The sequence below is a fragment of the Marinobacter shengliensis genome (assembly GCF_003007715.1).
Taxonomy (GTDB): Bacteria; Pseudomonadota; Gammaproteobacteria; order Pseudomonadales; family Oleiphilaceae; genus Marinobacter; species Marinobacter shengliensis.
In genome coordinates this window covers 428,693-454,931 of record NZ_PXNO01000023.1, presented here as the reverse complement: position 1 = coordinate 454,931, position 26,239 = coordinate 428,693, and the positions used below count along the sequence as shown (strand labels likewise).

At 58.5% G+C, this 26,239-nt stretch carries 26 protein-coding genes; 12 read left to right on the top strand and 14 right to left on the bottom strand.

The window, feature by feature from the left end; translation table 11 throughout:
* The first annotated feature begins 11 nt into the window (after positions 1–11).
* Positions 12–1,841: a long-chain-acyl-CoA synthetase gene (locus C7H10_RS11410; RefSeq protein WP_106694966.1), complete on the top strand. Its 1,830-nt coding sequence runs from the start codon at positions 12–14 to the stop codon at positions 1,839–1,841.
* Positions 1,842–2,233: 392 nt separating this feature from the next.
* Here C7H10_RS11410 and C7H10_RS11405 read toward each other — a convergent pair whose 3' ends face one another.
* Together C7H10_RS11405 and C7H10_RS11400 are read right to left on the bottom strand one after the other, a co-directional pair.
* The gene (locus C7H10_RS11405) at positions 2,234–3,214 is read right to left on the bottom strand and encodes an NADPH:quinone oxidoreductase family protein (protein ID WP_106694965.1); all 981 of its coding nucleotides are present in this window, start codon (positions 3,212–3,214) and stop codon (positions 2,234–2,236) included.
* Positions 3,215–3,377: 163 nt separating this feature from the next.
* Positions 3,378–3,947: a BLUF domain-containing protein gene (locus C7H10_RS11400; RefSeq protein WP_061331614.1), complete on the bottom strand. Its 570-nt coding sequence runs from the start codon at positions 3,945–3,947 to the stop codon at positions 3,378–3,380.
* A gap of 223 nt (positions 3,948–4,170) precedes the next feature.
* Between C7H10_RS11400 and C7H10_RS11395 the strand changes: the two genes are divergently transcribed.
* From C7H10_RS11395 to C7H10_RS11375, 5 genes are all read left to right on the top strand, one after another.
* Positions 4,171–4,788 (top strand): trimeric intracellular cation channel family protein, encoded by a 618-nt coding sequence (locus C7H10_RS11395; RefSeq protein WP_058092112.1) that lies wholly within the window; start codon positions 4,171–4,173, stop codon positions 4,786–4,788.
* Between the two features lie 137 nt (positions 4,789–4,925).
* Positions 4,926–6,224, top strand: a complete 1,299-nt coding sequence (locus tag C7H10_RS11390; RefSeq protein WP_061331616.1) for an NCS2 family permease — start codon at positions 4,926–4,928, stop codon at positions 6,222–6,224.
* A gap of 22 nt (positions 6,225–6,246) precedes the next feature.
* On the top strand, positions 6,247–6,789 hold the full coding sequence (locus C7H10_RS11385) for an adenine phosphoribosyltransferase (protein WP_106694964.1): 543 nt from the start codon (positions 6,247–6,249) through the stop codon (positions 6,787–6,789).
* Between the two features lie 21 nt (positions 6,790–6,810).
* Positions 6,811–7,473 (top strand): fumarylacetoacetate hydrolase family protein, encoded by a 663-nt coding sequence (locus C7H10_RS11380; RefSeq protein WP_106694963.1) that lies wholly within the window; start codon positions 6,811–6,813, stop codon positions 7,471–7,473.
* A 59-nt stretch (positions 7,474–7,532) separates the two neighbouring features.
* Complete coding sequence (locus C7H10_RS11375) at positions 7,533–8,837, top strand: ABC1 kinase family protein (protein ID WP_106694962.1); 1,305 nt, start codon at positions 7,533–7,535, stop codon at positions 8,835–8,837.
* A gap of 60 nt (positions 8,838–8,897) precedes the next feature.
* Here C7H10_RS11375 and C7H10_RS11370 read toward each other — a convergent pair whose 3' ends face one another.
* Both C7H10_RS11370 and C7H10_RS11365 read right to left on the bottom strand, forming a co-directional pair.
* Positions 8,898–9,575 (bottom strand): SIR2 family NAD-dependent protein deacylase, encoded by a 678-nt coding sequence (locus tag C7H10_RS11370; protein ID WP_106694961.1) that lies wholly within the window; start codon positions 9,573–9,575, stop codon positions 8,898–8,900.
* Between the two features lie 32 nt (positions 9,576–9,607).
* The gene (locus tag C7H10_RS11365) at positions 9,608–11,011 is read right to left on the bottom strand and encodes an FAD-binding oxidoreductase (protein WP_106694960.1); all 1,404 of its coding nucleotides are present in this window, start codon (positions 11,009–11,011) and stop codon (positions 9,608–9,610) included.
* A 187-nt stretch (positions 11,012–11,198) separates the two neighbouring features.
* Here C7H10_RS11365 and serA point away from each other — a divergent pair, with 187 nt between their 5' ends.
* Positions 11,199–12,428 (top strand): phosphoglycerate dehydrogenase, encoded by a 1,230-nt coding sequence (gene serA / locus C7H10_RS11360; RefSeq protein WP_061331620.1) that lies wholly within the window; start codon positions 11,199–11,201, stop codon positions 12,426–12,428.
* 198 nt (positions 12,429–12,626) lie between these two features.
* A complete protein-coding gene (locus C7H10_RS11355) occupies positions 12,627–12,911 on the top strand; it encodes a hypothetical protein (protein WP_061331621.1) in 285 nt (94 codons plus the stop codon).
* A gap of 88 nt (positions 12,912–12,999) precedes the next feature.
* Here C7H10_RS11355 and C7H10_RS11350 read toward each other — a convergent pair whose 3' ends face one another.
* Together C7H10_RS11350 and C7H10_RS11345 are read right to left on the bottom strand one after the other, a co-directional pair.
* Positions 13,000–13,656, bottom strand: coding sequence for a YiaD family glycine zipper/OmpA-like lipoprotein (locus C7H10_RS11350; RefSeq protein ID WP_061331650.1), 657 nt, complete (start codon positions 13,654–13,656; stop codon positions 13,000–13,002).
* 57 nt (positions 13,657–13,713) lie between these two features.
* The gene (locus C7H10_RS11345) at positions 13,714–14,703 is read right to left on the bottom strand and encodes an alpha/beta hydrolase (RefSeq protein WP_061331622.1); all 990 of its coding nucleotides are present in this window, start codon (positions 14,701–14,703) and stop codon (positions 13,714–13,716) included.
* 70 nt (positions 14,704–14,773) lie between these two features.
* Here C7H10_RS11345 and C7H10_RS11340 point away from each other — a divergent pair, with 70 nt between their 5' ends.
* Entirely contained in the window at positions 14,774–15,667 is an 894-nt protein-coding gene (locus C7H10_RS11340; RefSeq protein ID WP_106694959.1) for an alpha/beta hydrolase, read from the top strand.
* On the opposite strand, the gene C7H10_RS11335 is transcribed toward C7H10_RS11340, so the two are convergent.
* The 4 genes from C7H10_RS11335 to C7H10_RS11320 are packed head-to-tail and all read right to left on the bottom strand — an operon-like array spanning position 15,645 to position 19,668.
* Positions 15,645–15,923 carry a GIY-YIG nuclease family protein gene (locus tag C7H10_RS11335; protein ID WP_106694958.1) on the bottom strand — a complete coding sequence of 93 codons (279 nt, stop codon included), beginning with the start codon at positions 15,921–15,923 and terminating at the stop codon, positions 15,645–15,647. The genes C7H10_RS11340 and C7H10_RS11335 overlap by 23 nt on opposite strands.
* Entirely contained in the window at positions 15,916–16,821 is a 906-nt protein-coding gene (locus C7H10_RS11330) for a DMT family transporter (RefSeq protein WP_106694957.1), read from the bottom strand. Before C7H10_RS11330 ends, C7H10_RS11335 begins: the two co-directional genes overlap by 8 nt.
* Entirely contained in the window at positions 16,814–18,199 is a 1,386-nt protein-coding gene (locus C7H10_RS11325) for a sigma-54-dependent transcriptional regulator (protein WP_106694956.1), read from the bottom strand. Before C7H10_RS11325 ends, C7H10_RS11330 begins: the two co-directional genes overlap by 8 nt.
* On the bottom strand, positions 18,196–19,668 hold the full coding sequence (locus tag C7H10_RS11320) for an ATP-binding protein (protein ID WP_106694955.1): 1,473 nt from the start codon (positions 19,666–19,668) through the stop codon (positions 18,196–18,198). The genes C7H10_RS11325 and C7H10_RS11320 overlap by 4 nt, the downstream gene beginning before the upstream one ends.
* Positions 19,669–19,888: 220 nt before the next feature.
* Between C7H10_RS11320 and C7H10_RS11315 the strand changes: the two genes are divergently transcribed.
* Together C7H10_RS11315 and dctP are read left to right on the top strand one after the other, a co-directional pair.
* A complete protein-coding gene (locus tag C7H10_RS11315) occupies positions 19,889–20,269 on the top strand; it encodes a DUF4168 domain-containing protein (RefSeq protein ID WP_058092126.1) in 381 nt (126 codons plus the stop codon).
* 171 nt (positions 20,270–20,440) lie between these two features.
* Positions 20,441–21,496 carry a TRAP transporter substrate-binding protein DctP gene (dctP, locus tag C7H10_RS11310; protein WP_106694954.1) on the top strand — a complete coding sequence of 352 codons (1,056 nt, stop codon included), beginning with the start codon at positions 20,441–20,443 and terminating at the stop codon, positions 21,494–21,496.
* Here dctP and C7H10_RS11305 read toward each other — a convergent pair.
* The 3 genes from C7H10_RS11305 to C7H10_RS11295 are packed head-to-tail and all read right to left on the bottom strand — an operon-like array spanning position 21,493 to position 24,375.
* A complete protein-coding gene (locus C7H10_RS11305) occupies positions 21,493–22,296 on the bottom strand; it encodes a mechanosensitive ion channel family protein (RefSeq protein ID WP_106694953.1) in 804 nt (267 codons plus the stop codon). The two genes, dctP and C7H10_RS11305, sit on opposite strands and share 4 nt — an antisense overlap.
* 9 nt (positions 22,297–22,305) lie before the next feature.
* On the bottom strand, positions 22,306–23,517 hold the full coding sequence (locus C7H10_RS11300) for a hypothetical protein (protein ID WP_106694952.1): 1,212 nt from the start codon (positions 23,515–23,517) through the stop codon (positions 22,306–22,308).
* Between the two features lie 18 nt (positions 23,518–23,535).
* The gene (locus C7H10_RS11295) at positions 23,536–24,375 is read right to left on the bottom strand and encodes a 23S rRNA (adenine(2030)-N(6))-methyltransferase RlmJ (RefSeq protein WP_106694951.1); all 840 of its coding nucleotides are present in this window, start codon (positions 24,373–24,375) and stop codon (positions 23,536–23,538) included.
* A 157-nt stretch (positions 24,376–24,532) separates the two neighbouring features.
* On the opposite strand from C7H10_RS11295, the gene C7H10_RS11290 reads away from it, so the two are divergent.
* On the top strand, positions 24,533–25,846 hold the full coding sequence (locus C7H10_RS11290) for an MFS transporter (protein ID WP_106694950.1): 1,314 nt from the start codon (positions 24,533–24,535) through the stop codon (positions 25,844–25,846).
* Positions 25,847–25,854: 8 nt separating this feature from the next.
* Here the strand turns inward: C7H10_RS11290 and C7H10_RS11285 are convergent, their stop codons facing one another.
* Complete coding sequence (locus tag C7H10_RS11285) at positions 25,855–26,223, bottom strand: DUF4870 family protein (RefSeq protein WP_106694949.1); 369 nt, start codon at positions 26,221–26,223, stop codon at positions 25,855–25,857.
* Positions 26,224–26,239: the final 16 nt, after the last annotated feature.

The following is a 26,239-nucleotide window of genomic DNA, read 5'->3' as shown; positions in this document are numbered from 1 at the left end:
ACGGAAGCAACATGAGCCAAGACATCGTAACCGCGCGCGACATCCTACGCAGCCTGCCAACGGTACTGAAAAAATTCCCCTATGTGGCCAAGGGGCTCTATTACTACCGGTTGAAGGACGACAACAAAGACCTGACGCTGGGCCGACTGGTTGAACGCAACGCCGACAAATACCCGAATCGCCCGGCCATTCTGTTCGATGATCGCACCATCACCTGGTCAGAGCTCGACGCCTGGAGCAACCGGGTTGCCCATTACCTGAAGGACCAGGGGCTGGTGAAGGGCGACGCCATTGCTGTTCTGCTGGATAACCGCCCGGAACTGCTGGCCACCGTGGTTGGCGCCGCCAAGGTCGGCGTGGCTTGCGCCATGCTGAATACCTCACAGAAGGGCAAGGTCCTGGCCCACAGCATCAACCTGATCCAGCCTCGTATGCTGGTGGTGGGCGCTGAGCTGGTTGACCACGCCGAGGGTGTGCGCGACGACATCCAGCTACGCCATACCAAGCCCCTGCAGTACCTGGCCGATGCCAATACCCTCAATACATTTGGCGAAGCACCGCAGGGCTACACCAATATGGCACTCGAAGTCAGCCAGCGATCATCCACCCGCCCCATGCTCACGAACAACGTCACCATGGGCGACACCGCCGTTTATCTGTACACCTCCGGCACCACTGGCTTGCCGAAGGCCGCCCCTGGATCACACCGCAAGTTTATCCGGGCCTATGGCGGCTTTGGCATGCTGTCCCTCGCCATGGAACCGGAAGACGTTCTCTACTGCACCCTGCCCCTGTATCACGGCACCGCGCTGCTGGTGTGCTGGGGCTCGGTACTGGCCGGCGGCTCCGCCATCGCCCTGCGCCGAAAGTTCTCCGCCAGCGCGTTCTGGGACGACGTCCGGAAATACAACGCCACCACCTTCGGCTACGTCGGCGAACTCTGCCGCTACCTGCTGAATCAGCCCCCCAGCGCACAGGACCGCAACCACGGCCTGACCAAGATGATCGGCAACGGCCTGCGCCCGTCGATCTGGACCGAGTTCAAGGAGCGTTTCGGCATCGACAAAGTGGCGGAGCTTTACGCCTCGTCTGAGGGCAACATCGGCTTCAGCAACTTCTTCAACATGGACAACACCGTGGGCTTCTCCACAGCCCCTTACAAGCTGGTGAAGTACCACGAGGGCACCCGCGACCCGATCCGAAATAGCAAAGGTCGCCTGGAAGAAGTAAAAAAAGGCCAGCCGGGTTTGTTGATCGGAGAGATCAACAAGAAGTGGGCGTTCGAGGGCTATACACAGAAAGACGCCACGGAAAAATCGATCCTTCGCGATGCCTTCAAAAAAGGCGATGCCTGGTTCAACACCGGCGATGTGCTGAAGGAAATCGGCTGCCGACACCTGCAGTTTGTCGACCGCATGGGCGATACCTTCCGCTGGAAAGGGGAGAACGTTTCCACCACCGAAGTGGAAAACATCATCGACGGCTCCGGCATGGTTCAGGAGGCGATTGTCTACGGCGTGGAGATTCCGAACACCAATGGCAAAGCCGGCATGGTGACGCTGGTGCCGCAGAATCCGGAGGCGTCTTTTGATGCGGACAGGCTGTTCGCCTATCTTCAGGACAATTTGCCACCGTATGCGATACCGGTTTTCGTGCGGGTAACCCACGCCATCGAGAAGACGGGCACGTTCAAGTACCGGAAGGTGGATATTCAGAAGCTTGGCTACTCTCTGTCCAGCCCCCATGAGGAAGTTTATGCGTGGCTGCCGGGCGCATCCGGGTATACGCAGCTTACGCCGGAGTTGGTGGCCGATATCGATGCTGGCGGAGTTCGGTTCTGACTTTTGGTGGTGGGGTCTAGTTCGGCCCTAGCCTGCCGGGTTTCGGGGGTGGTGAGAGTGGGGACTCCCTCCCAAAAAACGCTACGAGCACATCCATGTGCGCTTCGCTCCGGCCATCCATGGCCTCCGAGATTTTTGGGAGGGAGTCCCCACTCTCACCCTCGAATTTCGGGACAATAGTCAGCAAAAACAGGACTCACCAGCGTCATTATTCAGATGACTATTCCTCGATGCTCGAACGCCGGGTTGGGGACGTCTTCCAAAAAATCTTGAGGGCCAGGGATGGCCCGAACGAAGCGCACATGGATGTGCTCGTAGCGTTTTTTTGGAAGACGTCCCCAACCCGGCGCACACCTGAACCAGAAGGCTAGGAAACCAGCTCAGACCAAGGTTCAGGAACCAACCCGAAGAACAATCTTACCCGTGGCACGGCGACCGGTCAGGGCACCCAGAGCCTCGGCGTACTGGTCGAATTCGAATACCTCGCTGACCTTCGGGTCGATTTTGCCCTCGCTGTACAACTGCAACAGCTCCATCATGTTCTTCGCACTGGCCTCCGGCTCTCGCTGGGTGAAGCTGCCCCAGAACACCCCGACCACCGAACAACCCTTCAGCAACGTCAGGTTTGCCGGCACCTTCGGAATATCGCCTGCGGCAAAGCCGATGATCAAGTGGCGGCCGTTCCAGGCCATAGAACGCAGGGCCTGTTCGGTGAAGTCGCCGCCGACCGGGTCGTAGATCACGTCCACACCCTTGCCTTTGGTGAGCTTCTTCACCGCTTCTTTCAGGGATTCTTCAGAGTAGTTGATCAGCTCATCAGCGCCGGCGGCCTTGGCCACCTCCAGCTTTTCGGCTGTGCTGGCCGCCGCGATTACCTTTGCGCCCATGGCCTTGCCTAGCTCAACGGTTGCCAGACCAACGCCACCGCTGGCGCCGAGCACCAGCAAGGTCTCGCCAGGCTGAATGTTAGCCCGCTGTTTCAGCGCGTAATAGGAGGTGCCATACACCATCATGAAACCGGCCGCCTGCTCGTAAGGCATGCCATCTGGAAGGGGCAACAGGTTGGATTCGGGGGCAACGACCTCCTCAGCAAACGCACCCCAACCTGTGAGGGCGGCCACCCGGTCGCCTGGCTTGAAACGGGTCGCTTTCTCGCCCACTTCGATCACTTCACCCGCCAGCTCGCCGCCCGGTGAGAATGGCATGGGTGGCTGCAACTGGTACTTGCCCTCAATGATCAGGGTATCCGGGAAGTTGAGGCCCGCGGCCTTCACCCGGATTTTCACGCCCCGGCCCTTGGCCTCCGGGCTTGGGATGTCTTCAATAACCAGGTTTTCGGCAGGTCCGTATTCTTTGCACAGAATGGCTTTCATGATCTCTCCTGATGCCTTGGGGCCGATCAGCGTAACTGCAGTGTTCGGGCTCAAGCGGCGTCTTGTTCAGCTTTTTTATTGAATCGCACCAAGCTAAACGCAGTTGCATCATGAAGCAAATCAAGATCGCTTATCGTTTCGTATAAACCACGCTGATTCAGCCCTACAACATAGTCGCGCTGACCGCCAGCGCCACGACCAGGCCCACCGCAGCAACAACCAGCCCGGCTTTAAGGCCTGGTGACAGCGTTTGTGGGGCGGGTGACGTACTGCGGACCGGCTCGTCGTAGTTGACCAGCTTCTGGTCCTGACTGGAGCGGCGGATCAGGTCGATCATTTCTTCACACTGGGTGCTGTCAAAAGCGGATGGATTGAACTCTGGCAAGTGGTGCTTCTGAAGAAATGCCTGAACATCTGCAGAGGCCGGCACGTACTTCATCGACCAGTTTGTGAACGACCGCTCGGCCACCGGCTCCTCGATCAACGTCCGGACATTACGATGCCTTGGGTCCTGAAGAATTCTCTGGTAAGTGTCCCGAACGGCCTCCTCTTCACCCTCCAGATATTGGAAAAAGCGGTTGTCACCGTAATACAGCCCGCCTACAAGCCCTACTTTTCCGTTGTTCCGACGAGACACAAGCAGAATACGGGCAACGTGGGGCTCAACCCCTTTCTCCAGAGGTTTGGCTTCAAAGGTTGCTTCACTGGCGTAGGCAAGGCGAATCAGCGGCATTTATGGTGTACTCCGGATCAATGAAAACAGGGGTCGTTGAACATACGCCATGTCAGGGGCTGGCAGATCACTCTTCAGGTAATTCTGTATCCTGTCTCCGTTCTTCATCATTTCTCGGCACAGGTGGGGTGCCGTCAGGTGAATCCAAGCCCGTTTTCGGCTATCCTTCGCACTCCCGTTTGATCACCCTTGCTTACGTACACTTTCTGCCCCAGAGCCGGCCATGTTCGACATCATCTATACACTTGAAATGATTGGGGTTGTGGCATTTGCCATTTCCGGCATGATTGTCGCTCGTTCGAAGAACATGGACCCCGTGGGCATTTTTGCCATCGGTTTTATTACTGCGCTGGGTGGCGGCACGTTGCGGGATCTGATCATGGATAACCACCCGCTGTACTGGATCAAGCACCAGGAGCAGCCTATCCTGATTCTGGCCATGGCGATTGTATTCAGTTACTGGAGCCGGGCGCACAGCCTCAAGGAATCCCGTATTGTTTTCCCGGATGCCATTGGCCTCGGCATTTTCTCGATTCTCGGCGCCCAGTTGGCGCTGGACCTGGGCCATTCCTGGTTTATCGCGTCCATGCTCGGCGTAATGACGGGCTGCTTCGGCGGCGCACTGCGCGACACTCTGTGCAACGAAGTGCCCTTCATCTTTCGTAAGGATCAGATCTACGCCTCCATCGCATTCGCCGGATGCTGGCTGTACTTTGTGTGCCAGTGGTTCCTGGAAAGCGAGTCTATCGCCCTGACCATCGGCCTGTTGTTCATAGTAACCGTACGCATGCTGGCCGTCCGTTTCGATATCCGGCTACAGCGAGATCACAGCACGGGCTGAACGGTCAATCATTCCCTGGCCTTGGCCTGAGACCCGTGAGCCGGTAAGATTGCCGTTTTTTCACCCAGTTCACGATTTCCGCACGTAAACAGAGTTTCAAACCCCAACCCAGGCATCCCGAGAGGCAGACCCCCGTCATGCTTGAACGACTGTTCCAACTCCAGGCCCACGGCACCAATGTTCGTAAAGAAGTGGTAGCGGGCATTACCACCTTCCTGACCATGGCGTACATCATCGTGGTCAACCCCAGCCTACTGTCCTCCACCGGCATGGATTTCGGTGCGGTGTTTGTTGCGACCTGCCTGGCGGCAGTGATCGGCACCCTGATTATGGGCTTGTGGGCCAACTACCCCATCGCACTGGCCCCGGGCATGGGCCTGAACGCGTTCTTCTCGTTCACCGTGGTAGGCAGCATGGGATACACCTGGCAGGTGGCCCTGGGCGCGGTATTTCTCTCCGGCTTCCTGTTCTTCCTGCTGAGCATCTTCAAGGTGCGGGAGTGGATCATCAATTCCATTCCCATGTCGCTGCGGTTTGGCATTTCTGCCGGCATTGGCTTCTTCCTGGCCCTGATTGCCCTGAAAAACGCCGGCATTGTGGTTGATCACCCCGCTACGCTGGTCAGTCTGGGTGACGTCATGGTTCCCGAGGCACTGCTTTTCTTCGGTGGTTTTGTGCTGATCTGTGCGCTGTCTTTCCGTCAGATCACCGGTTCTGTGATGATCGGCATTATCGCCATTACCGTGATCGCGATGATGCTGGGCATGGTGGAGTATCAGGGGCTTGTGTCGGCCCCACCAAGCATTGCCCCCACCTTTATGCAGCTGGACCTGGCTGGCGCCCTGAACGTAGGCATGATCAGCGTGGTGTTTGCCTTCCTGTTTGTGGACCTGTTCGATACTTCCGGCACCCTGGTGGGCGCTGCCCAAAAAGGCGGCCTGCTGGATAAAGACGGCAAGCTGCCGCGCCTGGGCCGGGCCCTGATGTCAGATTCGGTAGCAACCATGGCGGGCTCTGCACTGGGTACATCCACCACCACCAGCTATGTGGAATCCACCGCCGGTATCGCGGCAGGTGGCCGCACCGGCCTGACCGCCGTCGTGGTCGCCCTGCTGTTCCTGGCCTGCCTGCTGTTCTCACCCATTGCCAGCGTTATCCCGCCTTACGCAACGGCCCCGGCGTTGCTTTACGTTGCCTGTCTGATGGCCAGCGGTCTGAAACTGGTGGACTGGGACGACATCACCGACATCGCACCGGCCATCGTCACCGCCTTGATGATGCCGCTGACGTTTTCTATCGCCCATGGTATTGCCCTCGGCTTTATCACCTACGTGGCAGTCAAGGCCCTGGCCGGCAAATGGTCTGATCTGAACTGGAGCGTCACCACCATCGCCGTTGTCTTCGTTCTGAAATTCATGTTTCTGGATCTGGCGTAAGCCGGGTCCACACAGGTGAGTTATGGATTATTTTTCCGAGAGTATAAAGAAAGCCATCCGCACCGTGCCGGACTGGCCAAAGCCCGGGGTTTCCTTCCGGGATATCACCACGGTTCTGCAAGACAAGACCGCGTTCCGCAAGCTGATTGACGCCTTTGTGCACCGCTACCATGGCCAGCAAATCGATGCCGTGGCCGCGGTGGATGCCCGCGGTTTTATCATCGGCTCGGCCCTGGCCTATGAGCTCAACGCCTCACTGGTACTGGTGCGCAAGAAGGGTAAACTGCCTTTTGATACCCTGGTGGAAGACTACGAGTTGGAATACGGCACGGCGTCGGTGGAGCTGCACAAGGACGCCTTCAAGCCCGGCGATAAAGTGATACTGGTAGACGACCTGATTGCCACCGGCGGCACCATGCTGGCCGCAACCCGACTGATTCGGCGCATTGGCGCGGAAATCGTGGAAGTAGCCGCCATGATCGACCTGCCGGACCTGGGCGGTTCGCGCAAGCTGCAGGAAGACGGCCTGCAGGTTTATACTGTGTGTTCGTTCGAGGGAGAATAACCACCGTTAAAGGAGGCGACCATGCCCGATTATCAACATCACTGGAAAGATGGCACACCGGTTCATCTACCCCTGGGCAAAATCGTGTGCATTGGTCGCAACTACGCCGAGCACGCGCGGGAACTGAATAACCCGGTGCCCGACGAGCCGTTGCTGTTCATCAAACCGTCAACGGCAGCGGTACATATTACCCGCCCTCTGGATTTTCCCCGCAACCAGGGCGAAGTCCACTTTGAAACCGAACTGGCCGTGCTCATCGGCCGGCCGCTCACCAACGCTTCTGCCAGCGAAGCCGAGGGTGCCATTCTGGGCTACGGCCTGGCGCTGGACCTGACGCTGCGAGATGTACAAAGCAAGCTCAAGGAGAAAAGCCAGCCCTGGGAGCGGGCCAAGGCCTTTGACGGCGCCTGCCCGCTCTCCCCGTTTGTGGCTGCCGACAAGCTTCCCAAAGGCAATATCCGTTTCACTCTGGACATAAACGGACTACGCCAACAGACCGGCGACACCCGTGATATGCTGAACCCCATTGTGCCGCTGATCGCCCACATGAGCAGCCAGTTCACCCTGCAGCCCGGAGACGTGGTGCTGACCGGAACTCCCAAAGGCGTCGGGCCACTGGTCTCCGGCCAGACCCTGTCGCTGGAACTGGAAGATGTGCTGTTTGTGGAGACAACAGTGGTCTGATTTGCCCGCCTGAACGCATATTCAGGCGAACCACGCGTTTCAGGGAAACAGACAGGACCATGGCGAAGAAACCGGTTACGTCCCGTACAGGACGCTTCTTCAAACTCGCAGGCATGACAGCCTCCGTGGCGGGCCAGTACGCGGGCCAAAGGGCCCGGCGCATGTTCCGCACGGTCGACGACGAAGGCGCTCGTAGCGAAAGTTACACCCGTATGGCCGGCGAGATTGCCGACACCTTGGGTGAACTCAAGGGTGCAGTGATGAAGGTGGGGCAAATTGCGTCCCAGACCCAGGACTTCCTGCCCAAAGAGTTTTCCCAGGCTCTGGAAAAGCTCCAGAAAGAAGCCCCACCCATGCCTTTCGATGTCATTCTTGCGCAGGTGGAGAGCGAGCTGGGCAAACCGGTGGGTGAACTGTTCGAGTACCTGCAGGAAACCCCTTACGCGTCCGCCTCCATCGGCCAGGTACATCGTGCTCGGCTGCACGACGGCACCAATGTGATCGTCAAGGTGCAGTACCCCGGCGTTGACGAATCCTGTGACTCCGACCTGAAACAGCTACGCCTCGCCCTGAAGCTGGGCGGCCTGCTGAAAATGCCCAAGGAGACCGTAGACCAGCTGTTCGGCGAAATCCGCCTGCGCCTGAAAGAAGAACTGGACTACGAAAACGAAGCCCGCAATCTCAAACTCTTTCACGAATTCCACAAAGACCAGCCCTGGGTGGTTATTCCGGAGGTGGTCGACAGCCACTCCACCCGGCGGGTACTGACCCTGGAACTAGTGGAAGGCGACCATGTCAGCCAGGTGACCCCGGAACGCTACAGCCAGGAAACCCTCAACGACATCGGCCACCGCATCTTCACCATCATGGCCGACCAACTGTTCCGCTTCCAGTGCATCCACGGCGACCCACACGCCGGCAACTTCGCCTACCGGCCGGACGGCACCATCATCATGTACGACTTCGGGTGCGTGAAGAAGCTGAAGCCGGAGATTGTCGAGGCTTACCGTAAGGCCTTGATTGCAGCGTTGGATGAAGACTATCAGGCCCTGGACCAATACTTGATCGATCTTGGCGCCAGGGTTGATAACCAGCCAGCAGTAGACGAAGCCTACTACGCCATGTGGCGAGACATCCTGATCATTCCGTTCCTGAATGATGAGCCTTACGACTTTGCCGAGGCCGACATCCACAAGCACGTAGCGGCAAAAACCAGCACCGTGTTCAAATACTTGGATTACTTCAAGCCGCCCGTGGAGAGCATCTTTATAGACCGGATGATTGCCGGGCATTACTGGATGTTGAAACGACTGGGTGTACAGGCAGCTTTCAGATCAGAATTGGAAAAATACCTGAGAGGTTGAGGAACGGGCCCTGTCGGGGAGTGCCAAATATGTAGCACAGCAGCACTCCAAACATGGGTGCTAGGCCAACGTCGTGACCCACTCACTCAAGCCATCACTCGCACCTTTACGAATGACCCTTGCCCTGGAAACCGAGGCCGGCTCGCCGGGATCAATCACGGTGATGGGCACATCGATGTCGACCTCGTAAACCAGTCCGGCAGCCGGGTAGACCTGTAGGGATGTCCCGACAATAAGCAGACGGTCAGCAGTACGAACCACCTCAGCGGCCGCATCCAGCATCGGCACTTCCTCACCGAACCAGACAATATGCGGCCGCAGCTGGGTGCCGCGTTCGCATACATCGCCGGGGTGAATTTCCTTGTAGCCGATGTCGTAAATCAGCTCAGGAAAACCAGAGCTGCGGGCCTTGGTGAGTTCGCCGTGCAGGTGTAGCACGTTGGTGGAGCCGCCCCGCTCGTGCAGGTCATCCACGTTCTGGGTAACCACCGTGACTCGGTAGCGGCTTTCCAGCTCGGCCAACAGGCGGTGAGCAGGATTGGGCTGTACCGATTCCAGCTGGTGCCGGCGTTCATTGTAGAACCGCAGCACCAGCTCCTGATTGCGGGCAAAGGCCTCCGGCGTGGCCACATCGTAGACGCTGTGTTGCTCCCACAGGCCTCCGCTGTCGCGGAAGGTGGAGAGACCGCTTTCGGCGCTGATGCCAGCGCCGGTGAGCACGACAATGTGTTCCTGCACTCGCCGAAAACCTCGCCTTCAACGAACCCGGATCAATCGAAAATCTTGCCCGGGTTCATGATGCCATTGGGATCGAACACCTGCTTGATGCCTCGCAAATAAGCAATTTCGGCTTCGCTGCGGGTGTACTGCAAGTATGGCTTCTTGGTCATGCCCACGCCATGTTCGGCGGACACACTGCCCTGATAGCGTTCGACGATCTCAAACACCCACTTGTTCACCTGCTGGCATTTCTCGAAGAAATCCTCGTTAGCCATACCTTCAGGCTTGAGAATGTTCAGATGCAGGTTGCCGTCACCAATATGACCGAACCAGATGATCTCGAAGTCCGGGTAGTGATCGGTCACCACGCTTTCGATTTCCTGCAGGAAACCCGGCACTTTTGACACCACCACGGAAATGTCATTCTTGTAGGGGGTACGCGGGGCAATCGACTCGGAAATCCGCTCCCGCAGCTGCCACAGGTTCTGGGCCTGGGTCTCGCTCTGGCTGATCACGCCATCCAGTACCCAGCCTTCCTCTACGCAGTGCTCGAACAGCGCCATGGCGTCGTCCATCACCTGGTCAGATACCGCCTCGAACTCCAGCAGTGCGTAATAAGGCGCTTCTGTTTCAAACGGAGCCTGCACCTGGCCGTGAGCCAGAACGTGGCCCATGGCCTGATGGGAGAAGAACTCGTAGGCGGTCAGGTCCAGCTTGCTCTGGAACTTCTGCAGCACATCCATGGTGTTGGTCAGGTCGCCCAGCCCCAGCACCAGCACCGTCAGGTTGTCTGGCTGGCGGGTGAGCTTCATGGTGGCTTCGGTAATAAAGCCCAGGGTACCCTCGGCACCGATAAACAGATGGCGCAGGTCGTAGCCGGTGTTGTTCTTTTCCAGGTCCTTGTTCAGGTCCAGGATATCGCCCTTTCCGGTGACCACTTTCAGGCCGGCCACCCAGTCGCGGCTCATGCCGTAGCGGATCACCTTGATGCCACCGGCATTGGTGGACAGGTTGCCGCCGAGCTGGCTGGAACCCGCTGAGGCAAAATCCACCGGGTAGTACAGGCCGTTTTCTTCGGCAAAATTTTGCAACTGTTCAGTGACCACCCCAGCCTGGCAACGCACAATGCGGTCGCTGGCGTTGAAATCCAGAATCTGGTTCATGTTGTCGAACGCGACGACCACCTCACCGTTCGCCGCCACCGCACCGGCACTCAAACCCGTGCGTCCGCCTGAGGGCACCAGCGCTATCTGGTTATCATTGGCAAACTTCACCAACGCCTGCACCTGCTCAGTGGTCTTGGGCAGAACAATTGCTAATGGTTTGGGGGGATAGATCTTGGTCCAGTCCTTGCCGTAGGTGTCCAGGTCGGCCGGGTCCGTCAGCACTTTTCCCGGTGCGTCACCGGCGGCCACCAGCTCTTTCAGGGAAGCAATGATCTGTTCGGAATTCATGGATGCGTCAGTCTCGTCAGGTTTGGGCCGGGCCTGTGGTTCGGCGATTCGCAAGGAATTGATTCAGGCAAACCGGCGCGCTGTGAAAAGTTCCTTTTATGGTATCATACCGCCCCTGTTCTGTGAGCCGGGTTGACGATCCCCGGCCGCGGTCATTTCACGTGACGAAAGGTTCGGAAGCAAGCCCATGTCAAATACGTCTCTCGAAAAGAGCAAAATCCGGATCCTGCTGCTGGAAGGCGTGCATCAATCCGCCATTGATACCCTGAACGCTGCGGGTTACACCAACATTGAGTACCTGTCCCATTCCCTGGGCGAGGAAGAGCTGATCGAGAAGATTGCCGATGCGCACTTCGTCGGTATTCGCTCCCGCACCCAATTGACCGAGAAGGTATTTGACGCCGCCAAAAAGCTGGTGGCCGTGGGCTGTTTCTGTATTGGCACCAACCAGGTCGACCTGCAAGCCGCCACCCGCCGTGGTGTTGCGGTATTCAACGCACCGTTTTCCAACACTCGCTCCGTCGCCGAGCTGGTATTGGCCCAGGCCATCCTGCTGCTGCGCGGCGTGCCTGAGAAGAGCGCCAAGGCGCACCGGGGCGAATGGCTGAAATCCGCCAAGAACAGCTACGAAATCCGTGGCAAGAAGCTTGGCATCATCGGCTACGGCAATATCGGTACCCAGTTCAGTGTTCTGGCCGAAGGCTTGGGCATGGATGTGTACTTCTACGATGTGGTCTCCAAGCTGTCGATTGGTAATGCCACCCAGGTAGGCACCCTGCAGGAACTGCTGAACATCGCAGACGTGGTTTCCCTGCACGTACCGGAAACGCCGGCCACCAAGTACATGTTCAAGGCCGAGCAGTTCGCCCAGATGAAGCCTGGCTCCATCCTGATGAACGCATCCCGGGGCACCGTGGTCGACATTGACGCCCTGGCCGACGCCCTCCGCTCCGGCAAGCTGCTGGGGGCTGCGGTAGACGTGTTCCCGGTTGAGCCGAAGTCCAACGATGAAGAGTTCATCTCTCCGCTGCGGGAATTCGACAACTGCATCCTGACCCCGCACGTGGGCGGTTCTACCATCGAGGCTCAGGAAAACATCGGTCGCGAAGTGGCCGAGAAGCTGGCCATGTACAGCGACAACGGCACCTCCGTCTCCTCTGTGAACTTCCCGGAAGTGGCCCTGCCTTCGCACCCGAACCAGCACCGCCTGCTGCACATCCACGAGAACGTGCCGGGCGTGATGTCCGAGATCAACCAGGTATTCTCCGAGAACGGCATCAACGTGTGTGGCCAGTACCTGCAAACCAAGGAAGACATCGGCTATGTGGTTATTGATGTCGACAAGGCCTACGGCGAACTGGCGCTGGAAAAACTTCGCCAGGTGAAAGGCACTATCCGTTGTCGGGTACTGTTCTGAGCGCAGTGCTTACGCTAAAAAACCGGGGCCTGGCTCCGGTTTTTTTATGCCATTTCGGGCCACAATACCCCGAATCAACGTGACTTCAACAAAACTTAATCCTGATGCCCTTGAGTTTCCAGCACCCGAGGCCATGCTGGTAGGTACCACTCATTGAAACGGTCGTGGTAAATGCCCGGCCCGACAGGAGAGTTAGCTATGTCATTGAAGGATTCTTTGCAGCGAAAACTGGAAACCCAGACAGAGCACTGGAGCAAACAGATCGAAAGTCTGAGAGCCGAGGCCAATGAGAAAATTGCCAAAGCAAAGGACGAAGAAGCTGAGGCCAAGATTCAGAGGGACTTCTCAGAACGCATCCAGGCCATGGAAGACCAGATTGAAACGGCCCGAACCAAGCTGGGCGAGCTGAAAGAGTCTGGCGAGAACCAGCTGGATGAACTCAAAAAACGCATTGATGAGTGGCTGCCCAGTAACACCAACTGATGCCACACCTGCCAACACGGCAAACAAAAAGCCCCGGTCTTTGCAGCCGGGGCTTTTTCGTTGGGCGATGGCAAAACCCGGCCGGGCTTTACTGCATCGGCACCAGGGTCAACTCAACACGACGGTTCTGCTCACGGCCAGAAGCGGTGTCGTTGGAGGCGATCGGGTAACGCTGGCCATAGCCCACAGCGCGGGTCCGGCGCGGCTCAATACCCTGATTCAGCAGGAAGTCACGAACGGATGACGCGCGGCGCTCTGACAACAGCTGGTTGTAGTTTTCAGACCCTGTGCTGTCGGTGTGGCCTTCGATCTGGATAATCGTCTTGTCGAATTCCTTGAGCACCAGAGCCACGGATTCCAGGGTGTCGTTGAAGCCAGGGCGGATGGTGGACTGGTTGGTATCGAAAGTGATGTTGCCAGGCATGATCAATTCAATCTGGTCACCGTTACGAACCACCCGAACGCCAGTGCCTTCCAGCTTATGACGCAGCTCGGCTTCCTGACGATCCATGTAGTAGCCGATACCGCCGCCGATGGCCGCCCCACCGGCCGCACCGATCAACGCGCCCTTGCCGCGGTCACTTTTGCTGGAGGTTGCCGCACCCACAGCAGCACCACCGATAGCACCAATAATACTGCCCTTGGTGGCACTGGAGGTCTTCTCCTCACCAGTGTAAGGGTCGTAAGTCATACAGCCACTGAGGCCAACGGTTGCCACTGCAAAGGCAAGAATGGTCTTTTTCACTGCTATCTCCTGCTTCAGTTCCTGACTGGCGGCCACCAAGTGGCGCAAACCAATGTGTTATTCCGCGAACGTATCAATAATGGTGTTAAACACCGTCGCCTGCAAATCCTGCGCTTCGTTTACCAGATGATGACGCCCATCCGGGATTCTTTGTTCCCTTACTGAGGCAAATTTATTCCGGATAATCCGCAAATTGTGCTGCCAGTCCACGGTCAGATCCTTTTCCCCCTGGACCACCGTCACCGGAAAATCCACCGGCCGTGCCGATTCTATATGTGGCACCCATTTACGCAGGGCCGTCACCCAATCCACATGCACGGCCCTGGCCTGGAGGGGATCATGCTCCCGCAGAAAGTCCAGAAAGCGCGCGTTGCCACTGTTGGCTCCGAACACCCTCCGCCAGCGGGTCAGGAACGGCTTGACCAGACTGTGCAGAATCTTGGCGCCCAACCACCCCATGGGACGAACCAGTGGCGCCAGCAACACCACCCTGCGGAAATCCGAGGTTTCCCGGTTATGGTGATTCGATAACAGGTAGTCGATCAGAATCGCCCCACCCGTACTCTGTCCTACCGCAAACCAGGGGCCGCGGATTTTATCCCGCACATGGGCCATCACCTCCGACAACACCGCCTGGTACTCCAGAAAGCTACCTATGGCTGCCGGCGTACCGCTGGACAACCCGTGCCCGGGCTGATCGTAGGCCAAGACATCAAAACCGGCCCCAAGGCAGCGGTCAATCAGCTGCGTGTACAGCCCCACATGATCAAAGTAACCATGCAGAATGAACACCGTGCCTTTGGGGGCAGACGACTCCGGCAGCCGGAAGTAATGAACCATCACCTCATGCCGTTCAGCCTTGATGTAACCCTGATGGTAAGTAACCTCCGGGTGCTCTACCCATAAGTCCAGGCCATAAAAACGGCAGTAGGCCTCCATCTCGACACTGAGTTCACGGTTGATGGCCGGATCAAAGGGTTCCAGACGATCCAGCAAAGAATGTCTGTCCCAGTTCGGAATTTCTATGGTATCTGTTTTCCAGTACACGTAGAGTTAAACGCCTGTCATGAATCGAGAATTGTTCGACATCCTAACGCATTCACGAGGGAGAACACAGATGTTCCAGCCGCTTCTTGAAGCCGGGCTGCGCCAGACAATGCAGCGCTTGGTCCGCCCGATGCTCTCGAATGCTGTACCCCTGAAACTGCAACGCCAGCTGATTCGCCAGGCCTACCGGTCGTCCGTACCGCCACGCAGCGCCCGGTTTGTCCGGGACGACCTGGGCGATGTTCCCGTGGTGCGAACCACGGCAACAGCAACGCCATCCGGAACGATCCTCTACCTCCACGGCGGCGGCTACATCATTGGCTCTGCCAGCACCCATCGGGGTATCACCGGGCATCTGGCCAAACTGTCCGGGTGCGAAGTGATTACCCCCGATTACCGCCTGGCTCCGGAACATCCGTTCCCGGCAGCGCTGGATGATGCCGAATCCGTTTACCTGGCGCTGATCAGCCAGGGGCTGTCGGCCAATAGCCTTGCCTTGGCCGGTGATTCGGCCGGCGGCGGGTTATCCATCGCTCTGGCGATGAAATTGCGTGACCACAAACACCCGCTGCCCTCCTCAATCACCTGTTTCTCGCCTTGGGTTGATCTCAGCCAGGGCGCGCTCTATCAGCCGGAACGCGAGCCGGTGTTACAGGAAAGCTGGACCGCCAACGCCGCCCGAATGTACGCCGGCGACACACCGCTGACCACGCCACTGGTATCGCCGGTGTATGGCCAGTTGGATAACTTGCCGCCGTTACTGATCCAGGTTGGCAGCGAGGAAATCCTGCTGAACGATGCTACCCGGCTGGCAGATATCGCCAAGCGAGATGGCGTAGCAACCCGGCTGGAGATCTACAATAACCTGTGGCACGTGTTTCAGGTCCATTGCGGCCAACTGGACCGCGCCACTGAGGCCGTGCAGGTTGCCGCCGACCATGTCAGGACCCATCTGGCAAGCTGAGAGCACCTCTGATAAGCGCTTCCTTACGGGCTTTGGACCAGCGTTTGACCTGCCATTCCAGTTGCGAGGCCCGGCTACGGTTGCCGACCGATGCCTGGAATGCCAGAGTCAAAGGCCCTTTGCCCCGCAGGCTGCGGGCCCCTTTGGGGGCCCCGGCCTGATGCTCTGAGAGGCGGCGTTCCACGTCTGTGGTAATGCCGGTATACAGGCTGCCGGTTCTGGTGCGAACCAGATAGAGGTACCAGCCCTCATCCATGGTCAAGCCCCCGCTGCCTAACCCGAACCTTCTGCTGCTGCAACCACAACCCGGCCATGATCAGCGTCAGCCCGACGTAGGTAGACGGCATGATGGTTTCGCCGAGGATGAAGTAGATAAATACCAATGACAGAAACGGTGAGATGAAGATCAGGTTGCTGACCTTCGCCGTGTTCTCAGCCTTTTTCATAGCCTGGGACCAGAGCACAAAGGCAATTCCCATCTCGAATACACCAACATAGACCGCCGCTGTCAGGGACCCGCCCAGTGGCAAGTCGAGCCCCACCGTGTACCAGCACGCCAGGGTTATGAACGGCAAGCCGAACAGGAAATTCAGGAACAGGCCAACCACCGGATCACGGGTGTCGCGAGTGGCAATAATCCAGTAGCTGGCCCACACCAGGGTGCTACCCAACGCGAAGGCGACGCCCAGCGGGTCTGAAAAGCTGAGGCTGGTGACCGCGCCCCGGGTAGCAATGACCACCACGCCGGCATAACAAACCAGACCAGCAAGGATGTCGATGCGGCGCAGTTTTTGGCCCAGAAAGGGCACCGAAAGATAAGCAAGCACCAGCGCCCAGGTGTAGTTGAGCGGCTGCGCCTCCTGGGCGGGCAGGCGGTCAAAGGCGCCGAACAGGAGGAAATAGTACAGGCACGGATTGATCAACCCCATCCCGATGGACTGAAGGTACTGCCGGCGGGATAGCCCAAACACCAGACGCCAACGGCCCTGGGCCATCAGGATTCCACCCATGACCAATACTGAAGCGGCGCAAGCCACCAGCAACATCTGCACCGGAGCCAGCTCGGCCAGAGCCAGTTTGAAGGCGGTTGCCACAGTTGACCAAAGCAGCACTGTCGCCAGACCATAGAGCATGGCCTGTTTCTGATTAGTCATTGGCCGACCCTGTTTCCGTCTCCAGCCAACGGTAGAGTGTGCGGCGGTTGATACCGAGAATCTGTGCCGCCCGGCGTTTATTGCCATCCACCGCCGCCATCACCCGGCGCACATAGTCCTGCTGTAAGGCCTCCAGCGTTGGCCACTCTGACAGATTGACCGAACCCGGTGCCGCCAAAGGCTGGGGAGAGGCCCCCTGACGCTTTCGGATGCGCTCCGGCAAATGCTCCGGTTGAATGGTATCGCCCTCGCAGAAGGTAACCGCCCGCTCAACGGCACTGGACAACTCCCGAACGTTACCAGGGAACGGATAGTCCCGAAGCACTCGAAGGGACACATCACTGAGTTTGATAAACCCCCGGTTGTGGCGGCGGCAGGCTTCCTTGAGGAAATGCATGGCCAGCAATTCAACATCCTCACCCCGTTCCCGAAGTGGCGGAATACCGAGAGACAGGGTTTCCAGGCGATAGTACAGATCCTCCCGGAACTCCCCCTGCTCCACCGCCTTCATAAGATCAACGTGGGTGGCGGCGAGAATCCGCACATCCACGGTTTCCTCATGATCAGAGCCGACCGGCTTGATGGAGCCTTCCTGAAGCACCCGTAGCAGCTTGGCCTGCAGAGCCAGGGGCATCTCACCAATCTCGTCCAGCAACAAGGTGCCACCACTGGCTTCCGCAAACAGCCCCTTGCGCCCCTGTCTGGCGCCGGTAAAGGCGCCGGCTTCATGGCCAAAGAATTCACTTTCCATCAGGTCCGGCGGAATGCCCGCACAGTTAACGGCCAGAAAGGCCTGCCCGGCCCGATCACTCTGCTGGTGCACTGCCCGGGCCACCAGCTCCTTGCCGGTCCCGCTTTCACCGTTGATCAGAACCGCTGCCTGGCTACGGGCCACCTGCCGGATTTCGGTGCGCAAGCGCGCCATGGCCGGACTGTCGCCCACCAGGCCCAGGTTATTTCCACCATTCTGACTGGCCTGAATCTCCGCCAACTGCCGGTTGATGTCCGCCTGGGCCAACAGCCGCTTTATCTTGAGCCTCAGGTGGTCCGTCGAAAGTGGCTTGGTCAGAAAATCATCGGCACCGGCTTTCAGTGCATCCACCGCCTGATCGACCGTGCCAAAGGCGGTAATCACGATAAAGGGAATGCCCGGATGCTCTGCCTGCTGAAACGACAGCACCTGCAGGCCGTCGCCATCCGGCAGTCGCAGGTCCGAGACGATCAGGCTTGGCCGTTGTTCCCGCAGCTGCTGCCGGGCCTCATCAACGGTCCCGGCCCGGAGCATGGTGTAACCGTCCATCTCCAGCTCTTCGGCCAGCAACTGGCCCAGGCTCTGGTCATCCTCAACCAGTAATATGGTTGCTACCGAATCACTCATACGCCGGTCTCCCTGGGAAAATACAGACTCATTCGACACCCGCCCAGGCTACTCTCCTCCGCACCCACACGACCTCCATGTTCCTTTATGACGCTGTTCACAACGGCCAGCCCCAGGCCGGTGCCCTCGCCAGCAGGGCGGGTACTGTAGAAGGGCTCGAAGATCTTGTCCCTATCCTCAGGCGCAATACCCGGCCCGTCATCCTCTATCCGGATTTCCCAGCAATCATCGGACTGATGGGCCGTTACCCTTAGCCGGCTGCGGGCAGACTGGCAGCCATTACGGATAACATTCAGGCAGGCGAGGCCAACCCGTAGCGGCTCAGCCCGGGTGGGCATGGACTGATCAATGCCTTGGGTCTCAAGCTGACAACGACTGCACCGTTCGTCTTCGGATGCGCGGGCCAGAACGTCTCGCAGAACATCAGACAGGTCCAGTGGTCGCCTGGAGTCTGGCACGTGCCGGAAACAGTCCAGTAATTGCTGAATGATGGTGGTCATCCGCTGCACCTGGTGCTCAATATCCTTAAGGTGCCGCTGTTGATCGTCCGGCAGCCCCGCCCTGGCGAGTATCCGGGCACGGCCCTGAATCACATTCAGCGGCGCCCCCAACTCATGGGCAACCCCGCCGGCGACGCGGCCGATCATGGCCACCTTCTCCTGGTACTCCAGTTGTTCGGCCAGCGCTCTTTCCCGGGCAATCCGGTCTTCGATCTCGGCCTCGGCATCGCCCATGCGCCGGCCCATATCCCGAATACCCCGATGAATCTGTCGCAACTCCCGAGGGCCGGCCGCAGGGGTCGCCAGAAGCCAACGGCCAGGCGCCAGTTTATCCATGTTCTCCATCAATCCATTCACGTGGCGCCCCACAGTACGGTAATGCCCCAGCACCACCACCAGGATGATGGTCATAGCCAGCACAGACCAGATCCCCACCGCCCACCAGCGGCTGGAGGCCACCAGGTCGTGGAAGTCACTGCGCTGCCTGGTCACCTGTAGCAGCCCCTGAATGCGGCCGTCTTCGCCGACCAGTGGCGTGAACTGCGAAAACACCGATTCGCCATCAACCCGCCGGAAAGCACCACCCAGCTCGCCACTGGCGATGACCCGCTCGGCACTCACGCTGTTGGTGACGTCAGAATCCGCCACCCCAAGGCTCGCCACCCGGTTACCTTCTTCATCAAACACGGACGCCCCGGAAATGCGGCCAATCTGGAAGATGGATTTGAGGGATTCCCCAAGCACCAGTTCGTCTTTCTCCACAAGGGCATTGGACAGGGGGCCGCTGACCGCCCTGGCAACCAGCTCAAGGTCTTCGCGAAGGCGCTCATTCAATGCTTTTTCGACCGCGCCCAGGCCGATATATATCGCAATACCACTGAACATCAGCAGCGGAACCACGATGCTCAGAACCAGCGTCAACTGCAGCGAACGAAACAGGTCACCAATTCGGCGGCCAAGGGAAGCCATGAGCGATTCCTATGTAGAAGTGTCACAGCATTTGTGCCACATGTGGCATTTCGCCACAACCAGGATTACCCGAACGTAATGCTGAAATCAACTCAAGATGCTGTTTTTATTGACTTTATATTTATTTTCGAAAGTTGGCACAGCACTTGTTAAGTCTATTGTGTGTTTCACAAACCGGCAGAACTTCTCAAATTTCTGCCAAACCTCAAGGAGCTTGTTTATGAATAAACTGCTGATTTCCATTACCGCTTCCCTGGCCATGCTCGCGGCTGCACCTGCCATTGCCCAGCAAGATGCTCAGCAAGGCGCTGAATACGCAGACCCAGCGGCCCAGAATGCTCAGGATGCCAACTACAGCGATTCCGAGCTGCAGCAGTTCGTGGAAGCGCAATCCGGCGTAATGGAAGTTCGTGAGGACTACATTGCCAAGATTGAAGCGGCCGATTCCCAGCAAGAGGCCCAGGAACTGCAAATGGAAGCCAACGACAAGATGGTGGGCGTGATCGAGGAAGTCGGCATGGATATTCCGACCTATAACGCCATCGCAACGGCTTACAGCAGCAACCCGGAAGTACGTAACCGCGTTGACTCAATGATGTAAACGAACCCTGCAAACCGGTTCGTCCTTCAGCCCCGCCCCAGGCGGGGCTTTTTATTTCCTGCCCGGTGATATTGCCCCCCTCCGGATCTGCCTCCTGAGCTATCTTGTGGTACCTTTTCCGTCAGGAGAAACCGACAGCTTTTCATCTTTTCGGACCGGAGTCCGCCCGCTATGATCAAAAACCACGTCCGCCACTGGCTGGCACTGGCCGCCTGCACCGCGATGCTTTCCGGATGTTCCGACGACCCGTCACCCGGCGACCAAAGCAGCCAGCAAACCATCTCGGAGAAATATCCGATTACCTGGCGTTTTGCCCTGGAGGAAATCGAGGGGAGCGTGCAGCATCAGTACGCGGAGACGTTCCGGGCTCACATTGAGGAACTTTCCGACGGCCGCATTGAAGTGGATGTTTTTCCCTATGGTTCTCTGGGAACATCCACCCAGCTCACCGAGCTGGCCCGCAATGGCTCGGTGAACCTGGCCTTTGCCTCACCCGGCCACCTGGCCGACACGGTTCCGGAATCTGGCATTTTCAACCTGCACTTTCTTATGCCCGAGCAACCGGAAGCCGCACGGCAGTTGCTGGAAGATCCGGAGTTGATCTCACAGTTCCAGCAGCCCTACCAGCAAACCGGCCTGCAATTACTGGGCTTTATTTCGGAAGGCTGGATGACCTGGACCGCCAATCAGCCCCTGCGCTCGCCAGACGACTTCCAGGGCCTGCGCATCCGTACGATGACGTCAAACATGGCTGCCGAGGCTTACCGTGCGTACGGGGCGGAGCCGGTTCAGACGCCCTATTCCCAAGTCTACAGTGACCTTCAGCTACGCAAGATCGACGGCCAGACCAACCCGGTGTTTGCCATTGAGGAAATGGACTTCCACGAGGTGCAGACCACCCTCACCATGGCAAAGGCATCCTATTTTGTCGCCTCGATCGTGTCTAATCAGCAGTGGTACAACAACCTGCCCGAACAGGAACGCACCTGGCTGAACGAGGCGGTGCGGGATCTGGCGGAGTTCGCCTGGGACAGCCAGGAAGCCCTTAATCAGCAGCGACTGGAGCGCATGGTGGAAACCGGCGGAATTCAGGTAATCCGGCTTAACCAGGAGGAGCGGGAACGATTCCGGCAAGCCAGCCTGCCGGTACGGGACAAATACCTTGAACAGACCGGTGAAACCGGCCGGGCCCTGCTGGAATTTGTGGACGAATGGACGCAGCCCTAGGCTGCGTCTGTCACCCGCTTTGATACCATCCGAACGCCTTCCCGGGCACAGACATCGGCCGCCCTTGCGGTCAGGTCCGAGATAAACCGGCTCTGCTCCCTGGGCTCCAATGGGTAGGCCTTGAGGCGATAGCGCATGGCGTCGTCAGTGGCGGAAACGGTCACAATCACCGGCTGATAGGTTTTGGTCAACGGGCAGGTAAACACCACGTCCCGAAACAGCTGCTGCATCCGCGCCACGTTGTGGTTTGGGTCCAGGTGCAGCTCGGCCACACACATCAGGTTGTCGGTGCCGTCATTGCCGTTCGCCAGTAGGGTATTCCACAACAGGCTGTGGGGAATCACGATCACGGTGTCATCCAGGGTGACAATCTCCGCTGCCCGAGTACCGATCGACCTCACCTCACCGTACCGACCGTTCACCTCAATCCAGTCCCCCGGGCGATAAGGCATCTCATAGAGGGTCACAATGCCCGCGATCAGACTGTTGGCGTAATCCTTGAAGGCAAACCCCAGCGCCAGGCCCAGGGCCCCGAAAATTGCCACCATGTTCTCAAAAGACGGCTCCACCAGGATGGGCACCACCGTCACAATGGTCAGCACAATAATCAGTAACCGCAGAAGCGGTACTGACGCCAGCAGGTAAAGCCTGAGTTTGCCCCCGAGCTTGCCGGCGAGAGCCGGAAGCAGCTTCTGCACCAGCATGATCACTAAAGATGCCAGTATCACCACCATCAATGCATTCAGCAACGCGTCAGTAGTGATCGAAGCAAATGTCTCCTTGAAACCGAAATCGCCCATCCAGATCTCCTAGAAACCATCCACGGGATAGCCCCGGGCCTGAAGGTTCTTGCGAACGGCGGAGTACCCCAGTGGGGTGACCCGATACACATCCGATTCAGGTGCTCGGCCAACCAGCTCGGACCGGATTAGCCGGTCCAGAGTCAAGGCAATATCCTGTTTCTGTAGCCCGGTCACCAATGCCACCTGCTCGGTATCAAGGCCGTCGTGCAACAACAAGGCATGCAGAATGTGGCTCGGCTGTCGCCCGGCACTCGCAGGCACCGAGGGCAGGCTGATCTGATCCAGCGGAGCAACCCAGCACCGACGCCCGGCCAGCCGGACAACTTCCTTGCCCGAGTCTTCATCGTCTTTCTCAGGCCGGGCCCGCAAGGTACGTTGCCAGATGGCGAGCGCAACGCCCCGGTTGCCCCGAGCAAGGGTTGCCAGGTCTTGGTTAAAGCTGCTGTATTTCAGGGCAGAGTCCTGCCCGGGTGCCGGCAGAACATACAACCCATCGCGGGTCATTCTGGCAGTAACCTGCTGCTCTCCCTGGCCGGACGCCAGGTAATCCAGCCACCGGGTCAATTGCTCACCAGTCAGCGGCGCCAGGGTGTAAGGTGCCAGGCTGAGCTCCGGTGAATACTGGCGCCAGAACTGCCAGCACCAGCTGGAACAGCCAACCATGCCATTACCGGCATGGTCCAGCGCGATGCGAGCGAAGAGTTCCCGAAGCAGATTCAGCCCGCCCGGATGCCTGAGCCAGAAATCCGCAAGTTCCGGAATCACCCAGTCGCCGCCGGACAGTTGTTCATCCCACCAGGCGCCAGCGTCCTGCTCTGTCATCAACAGGTTATCCGGAGGTGTCAGCACTCTCCGGGACAGGCAGCGCAGGGCTTCCTTCACCCCGGAAAACGGAGGCGCCACCACAAAGTTCACCTCACGATGGCAGGCTCCGTCACGGTGTAGCAGATCGAACTGGTCCACCAATACCTGCGCCAGCAATGCGGCATCCGGTTCCGGTGCAAATTCCTTCAGCCGATCCCCAGACAGCATCGGCAGATCATCCAGGCTCTGGAATGCCTGCTCCTCCGGACTGATACCGGCTCTCAACTGGTCAAGAATGTCCCGAAAGGCGCCGCGGATGGTTTTCTGAACCGAAGTCTCAGGGGTTTTCCATTGGTCCAGCGCAATCAGTCCGCCAGGCAGATACGGGTGGTCTTCTACAACGTCATTCGCCAATGCGATACTCCCGCCAGATTATTCCGGAACCAGCCAGCTCAGGGACTGAGATAAGCCAAGCCCTGCGTCGCCCTGCACATCATCCATCATAGCCATGAAGCGTTGTTCAAAGCCCCAGGGCGGATTCACCACCAACAAACCTGAACCGACCATGCCGCGCTCCGGCGGTTGATCCAGCCGCACCTCATGGCGCAGGATCTTGCGCACGTCGCCTTTTTCCAGCTCGCTGATCAGGCGCTGCTCCAATCCGCTGGTCAGGATGGGATACCAGATAAGATAGACCCCGTGACGGCATTTTTTCCATGCCTTGTGCAAAGTATCCGAAACCTGCTGGTAATCGTCTTTGATCTCATAGGAGGGATCGATCAGGGTCAGCAGTCTTGGCTGGGGCGGCGGCAACTGTCGGACCAGTCCTGCCAGTCCATCCTGCTGCAGCACCCGGACACCGGCATCACGGGCCCAGATTTCCAGGGCTCGCCCCTCGGACGGGTGCAGTTCAAAGGCCGTCACGGAATCACCAGGGCGGGCAAATTCCGCAAACCAGGCGGGAGAACCGGGATAATGGGCCAGGGTTTCACCAGCACCATTATGACGTGCCAACACCTCCAGCATCGGGCGCCAGTCCATTGACGCCAGCCTCTGGCGCATGGCCCACAATCGCTGGATTCCGCTGTCGGCCTCCGCCGTTTTCCTGGCCCGGTCGCTGGCCAGATCGTACATCGCACTGCCGGCGTGGGTATCAAAACAGGCAATCGGGGTCTTTTTCGCCTGCATCATGGCCAGCGCCAGCGTGAGGGCAGCGTGTTTTTGCACATCGGCAAAGTTGCCAGCGTGAAAGGCGTGAAGGTAACTCAGCATATCGGGCTCCTGATCTCAGGCGCCCATTAAGCATCACCTGCCGGGCCCAGGCAACCCTGCTGGAAGCCCGCAGCGTGGCACTTGCACCCTCCAAGCCGGTGATCAGGCACCCGGCAACCTGCTATGCTTGCGCTCTTGTGAAATAAGGAGAACAACCTTGCCTGGCCAGAGTAACGCCCCCGTTGACCAGCTGTATGCCCTCATCGCCAACGAAGAGGACGCCAGGGTCTGCAAAGACATTCCCGAAGAAGCTTGCCGGGAGGTGCCCAGAAATTTCTTTCTGATTCTTGCAGCCAATGTTCTGACCAAGCTCGGCGACCTTCTGATCAGCCCGAAAACCGTTCTGGCGTGGATGATGAGCGCCGTCGGTGCCCCTGCCCTGGTGGCCTGGCTGGTGCCGATACGGGAATCCGGTTCCATGGTGCCACAAATGGTGATTGCCGCATGGGTTCGGCGCAAGGCGGTGCGCAAGTGGTTCTGGACACTGGGCAGCTTCGGGCAATCGGTCAGCGTGGTTGGTATGGCCGCCAGCGTCTGGTTTCTGGAAGGTTATGCCGCCGGCATGGGCATCATTGCAGGGTTGGTGGTGTTCTCCCTGGCCCGGGGCTTTTGCTCAGTGGCGATGAAAGACGTTCAGGGCAAGTGCATCCCGAAAACCCGTCGGGGCCGGTTGTCTGGCCTGGCCACCACCATTGGCGGCTCCCTGACGGTCGCCATGACCGCTCTGCTGTTCTGGGATCGTGGCGATCCAACCCTCGGGTTCTACAGCCTGCTTCTGCTGCTCGCAGCCGCGCTGTGGATCATCGCCGGTGTTCTGTTCGCCAGTGTCGAAGAATTCCCCGGTGAAACCGGCGGCGGCAACAATGCCATGACCGAAGCCATTCAGAGTTTGTCGCTGCTGAGAGACGATGCGCCCTTTCGCCACTTCGTGGTAACCCGTGCCCTGCTGCTATGCTCGGCCTTGGCGTCGCCCTATTTCGTAGTGCTGGCGCAGAAGCAATCGGATGTCGGCTGGATGCTTGGGGTGTTTCTGTTGGCCAGTAGCCTGGCCAGCTCGGTCAGTGCCAGTTTCTGGGGCTGGGCGGCAGATACCTCAAGCCGGCGGGTCATCATACGGGGCGCAGCCATGGCCAGCGCCGTCTGCCTGTTGGTGGGCTTCAGTGCCTTGATCTTCGGACCGGGTGTAGGTGGTGCCTGGTTCTACCCCGCCGCGTTCTTTGTTCTGAGTATCGCCCATGCCGGCGTGCGCCTGGGGCGTAAAACCTACCTGGTGGATATGGCCGGAGGCAACAAACGCACAGATTATACCGCCGTCAGCAATACGGTGATCGGGGTTCTGCTGCTGGTAACCGGGGGGCTGACCGCCGCGCTGTCGCTGATTTCAGACATCGCGGTGATTATCGTGCTGGGGCTGATGGGCTTTACCGGAATGGTCAGCGCCCTGCGCCTGAAAGAGGTCACCGAAGACTGAGCGTCCCGTTACTCAGGTGCCTTGCCGTCGTTCAGCGCCAGGGCGCCTTTAACAATGCGATAAATCACCCAGATGGCCATCCCCAGAAGGATAAACCAGCCAATAATCACCATCAGGGTAAGGGTGCCGATGACCAGCCACAGCAGGCCAATCCAGAACGTGCGGATCTGCCAGCGGAAATGGGGCTCAATCCAGGTGCCACGCACCTCATCCATCTTGACGTAGTTGATGATCACCCCGACCAGCGCAGTGATCCCGCCAAGAAAGAATGCCAGTCCCTGCAGAATATAGACAATGATCGCCAGGTTGCGGGCGGAATCCGCCCCCTGCGGTTTGTTCTGATCCGATTCAGCGGGAATAAACTCAGGCTCAGCCACGGGCAACTCCTTTCAA

Bases quoted from the DNA above. Each gene is read 5' to 3' on its own strand.
- C7H10_RS11365 (WP_106694960.1), bottom strand. From the start codon at position 11,011: ATGAATTCCGAACAGATCATTGCTTCCCTGAAAGAGCTGGTGGCCGCC.
- C7H10_RS11385 (WP_106694964.1), top strand. From the start codon at position 6,247: ATGGATTATTTTTCCGAGAGTATAAAGAAAGCCATCCGCACCGTGCCG.
- C7H10_RS11315 (WP_058092126.1), top strand. From the start codon at position 19,889: ATGAATAAACTGCTGATTTCCATTACCGCTTCCCTGGCCATGCTCGCG.
- C7H10_RS11340 (WP_106694959.1), top strand. From the start codon at position 14,774: ATGTTCCAGCCGCTTCTTGAAGCCGGGCTGCGCCAGACAATGCAGCGC.
- C7H10_RS11355 (WP_061331621.1), top strand. From the start codon at position 12,627: ATGTCATTGAAGGATTCTTTGCAGCGAAAACTGGAAACCCAGACAGAG.
- C7H10_RS11380 (WP_106694963.1), top strand. From the start codon at position 6,811: ATGCCCGATTATCAACATCACTGGAAAGATGGCACACCGGTTCATCTA.
- dctP (WP_106694954.1), top strand. From the start codon at position 20,441: ATGATCAAAAACCACGTCCGCCACTGGCTGGCACTGGCCGCCTGCACC.
- C7H10_RS11395 (WP_058092112.1), top strand. From the start codon at position 4,171: ATGTTCGACATCATCTATACACTTGAAATGATTGGGGTTGTGGCATTT.
- serA (WP_061331620.1), top strand. From the start codon at position 11,199: ATGTCAAATACGTCTCTCGAAAAGAGCAAAATCCGGATCCTGCTGCTG.
- C7H10_RS11320 (WP_106694955.1), bottom strand. From the start codon at position 19,668: ATGGCTTCCCTTGGCCGCCGAATTGGTGACCTGTTTCGTTCGCTGCAG.
- C7H10_RS11295 (WP_106694951.1), bottom strand. From the start codon at position 24,375: ATGCTGAGTTACCTTCACGCCTTTCACGCTGGCAACTTTGCCGATGTG.
- C7H10_RS11390 (WP_061331616.1), top strand. From the start codon at position 4,926: ATGCTTGAACGACTGTTCCAACTCCAGGCCCACGGCACCAATGTTCGT.
- C7H10_RS11405 (WP_106694965.1), bottom strand. From the start codon at position 3,214: ATGAAAGCCATTCTGTGCAAAGAATACGGACCTGCCGAAAACCTGGTT.
- C7H10_RS11330 (WP_106694957.1), bottom strand. From the start codon at position 16,821: ATGACTAATCAGAAACAGGCCATGCTCTATGGTCTGGCGACAGTGCTG.
- C7H10_RS11305 (WP_106694953.1), bottom strand. From the start codon at position 22,296: ATGGGCGATTTCGGTTTCAAGGAGACATTTGCTTCGATCACTACTGAC.
- C7H10_RS11325 (WP_106694956.1), bottom strand. From the start codon at position 18,199: ATGAGTGATTCGGTAGCAACCATATTACTGGTTGAGGATGACCAGAGC.
- C7H10_RS11335 (WP_106694958.1), bottom strand. From the start codon at position 15,923: ATGGATGAGGGCTGGTACCTCTATCTGGTTCGCACCAGAACCGGCAGC.
- C7H10_RS11400 (WP_061331614.1), bottom strand. From the start codon at position 3,947: ATGCCGCTGATTCGCCTTGCCTACGCCAGTGAAGCAACCTTTGAAGCC.
- C7H10_RS11375 (WP_106694962.1), top strand. From the start codon at position 7,533: ATGGCGAAGAAACCGGTTACGTCCCGTACAGGACGCTTCTTCAAACTC.
- C7H10_RS11410 (WP_106694966.1), top strand. From the start codon at position 12: ATGAGCCAAGACATCGTAACCGCGCGCGACATCCTACGCAGCCTGCCA.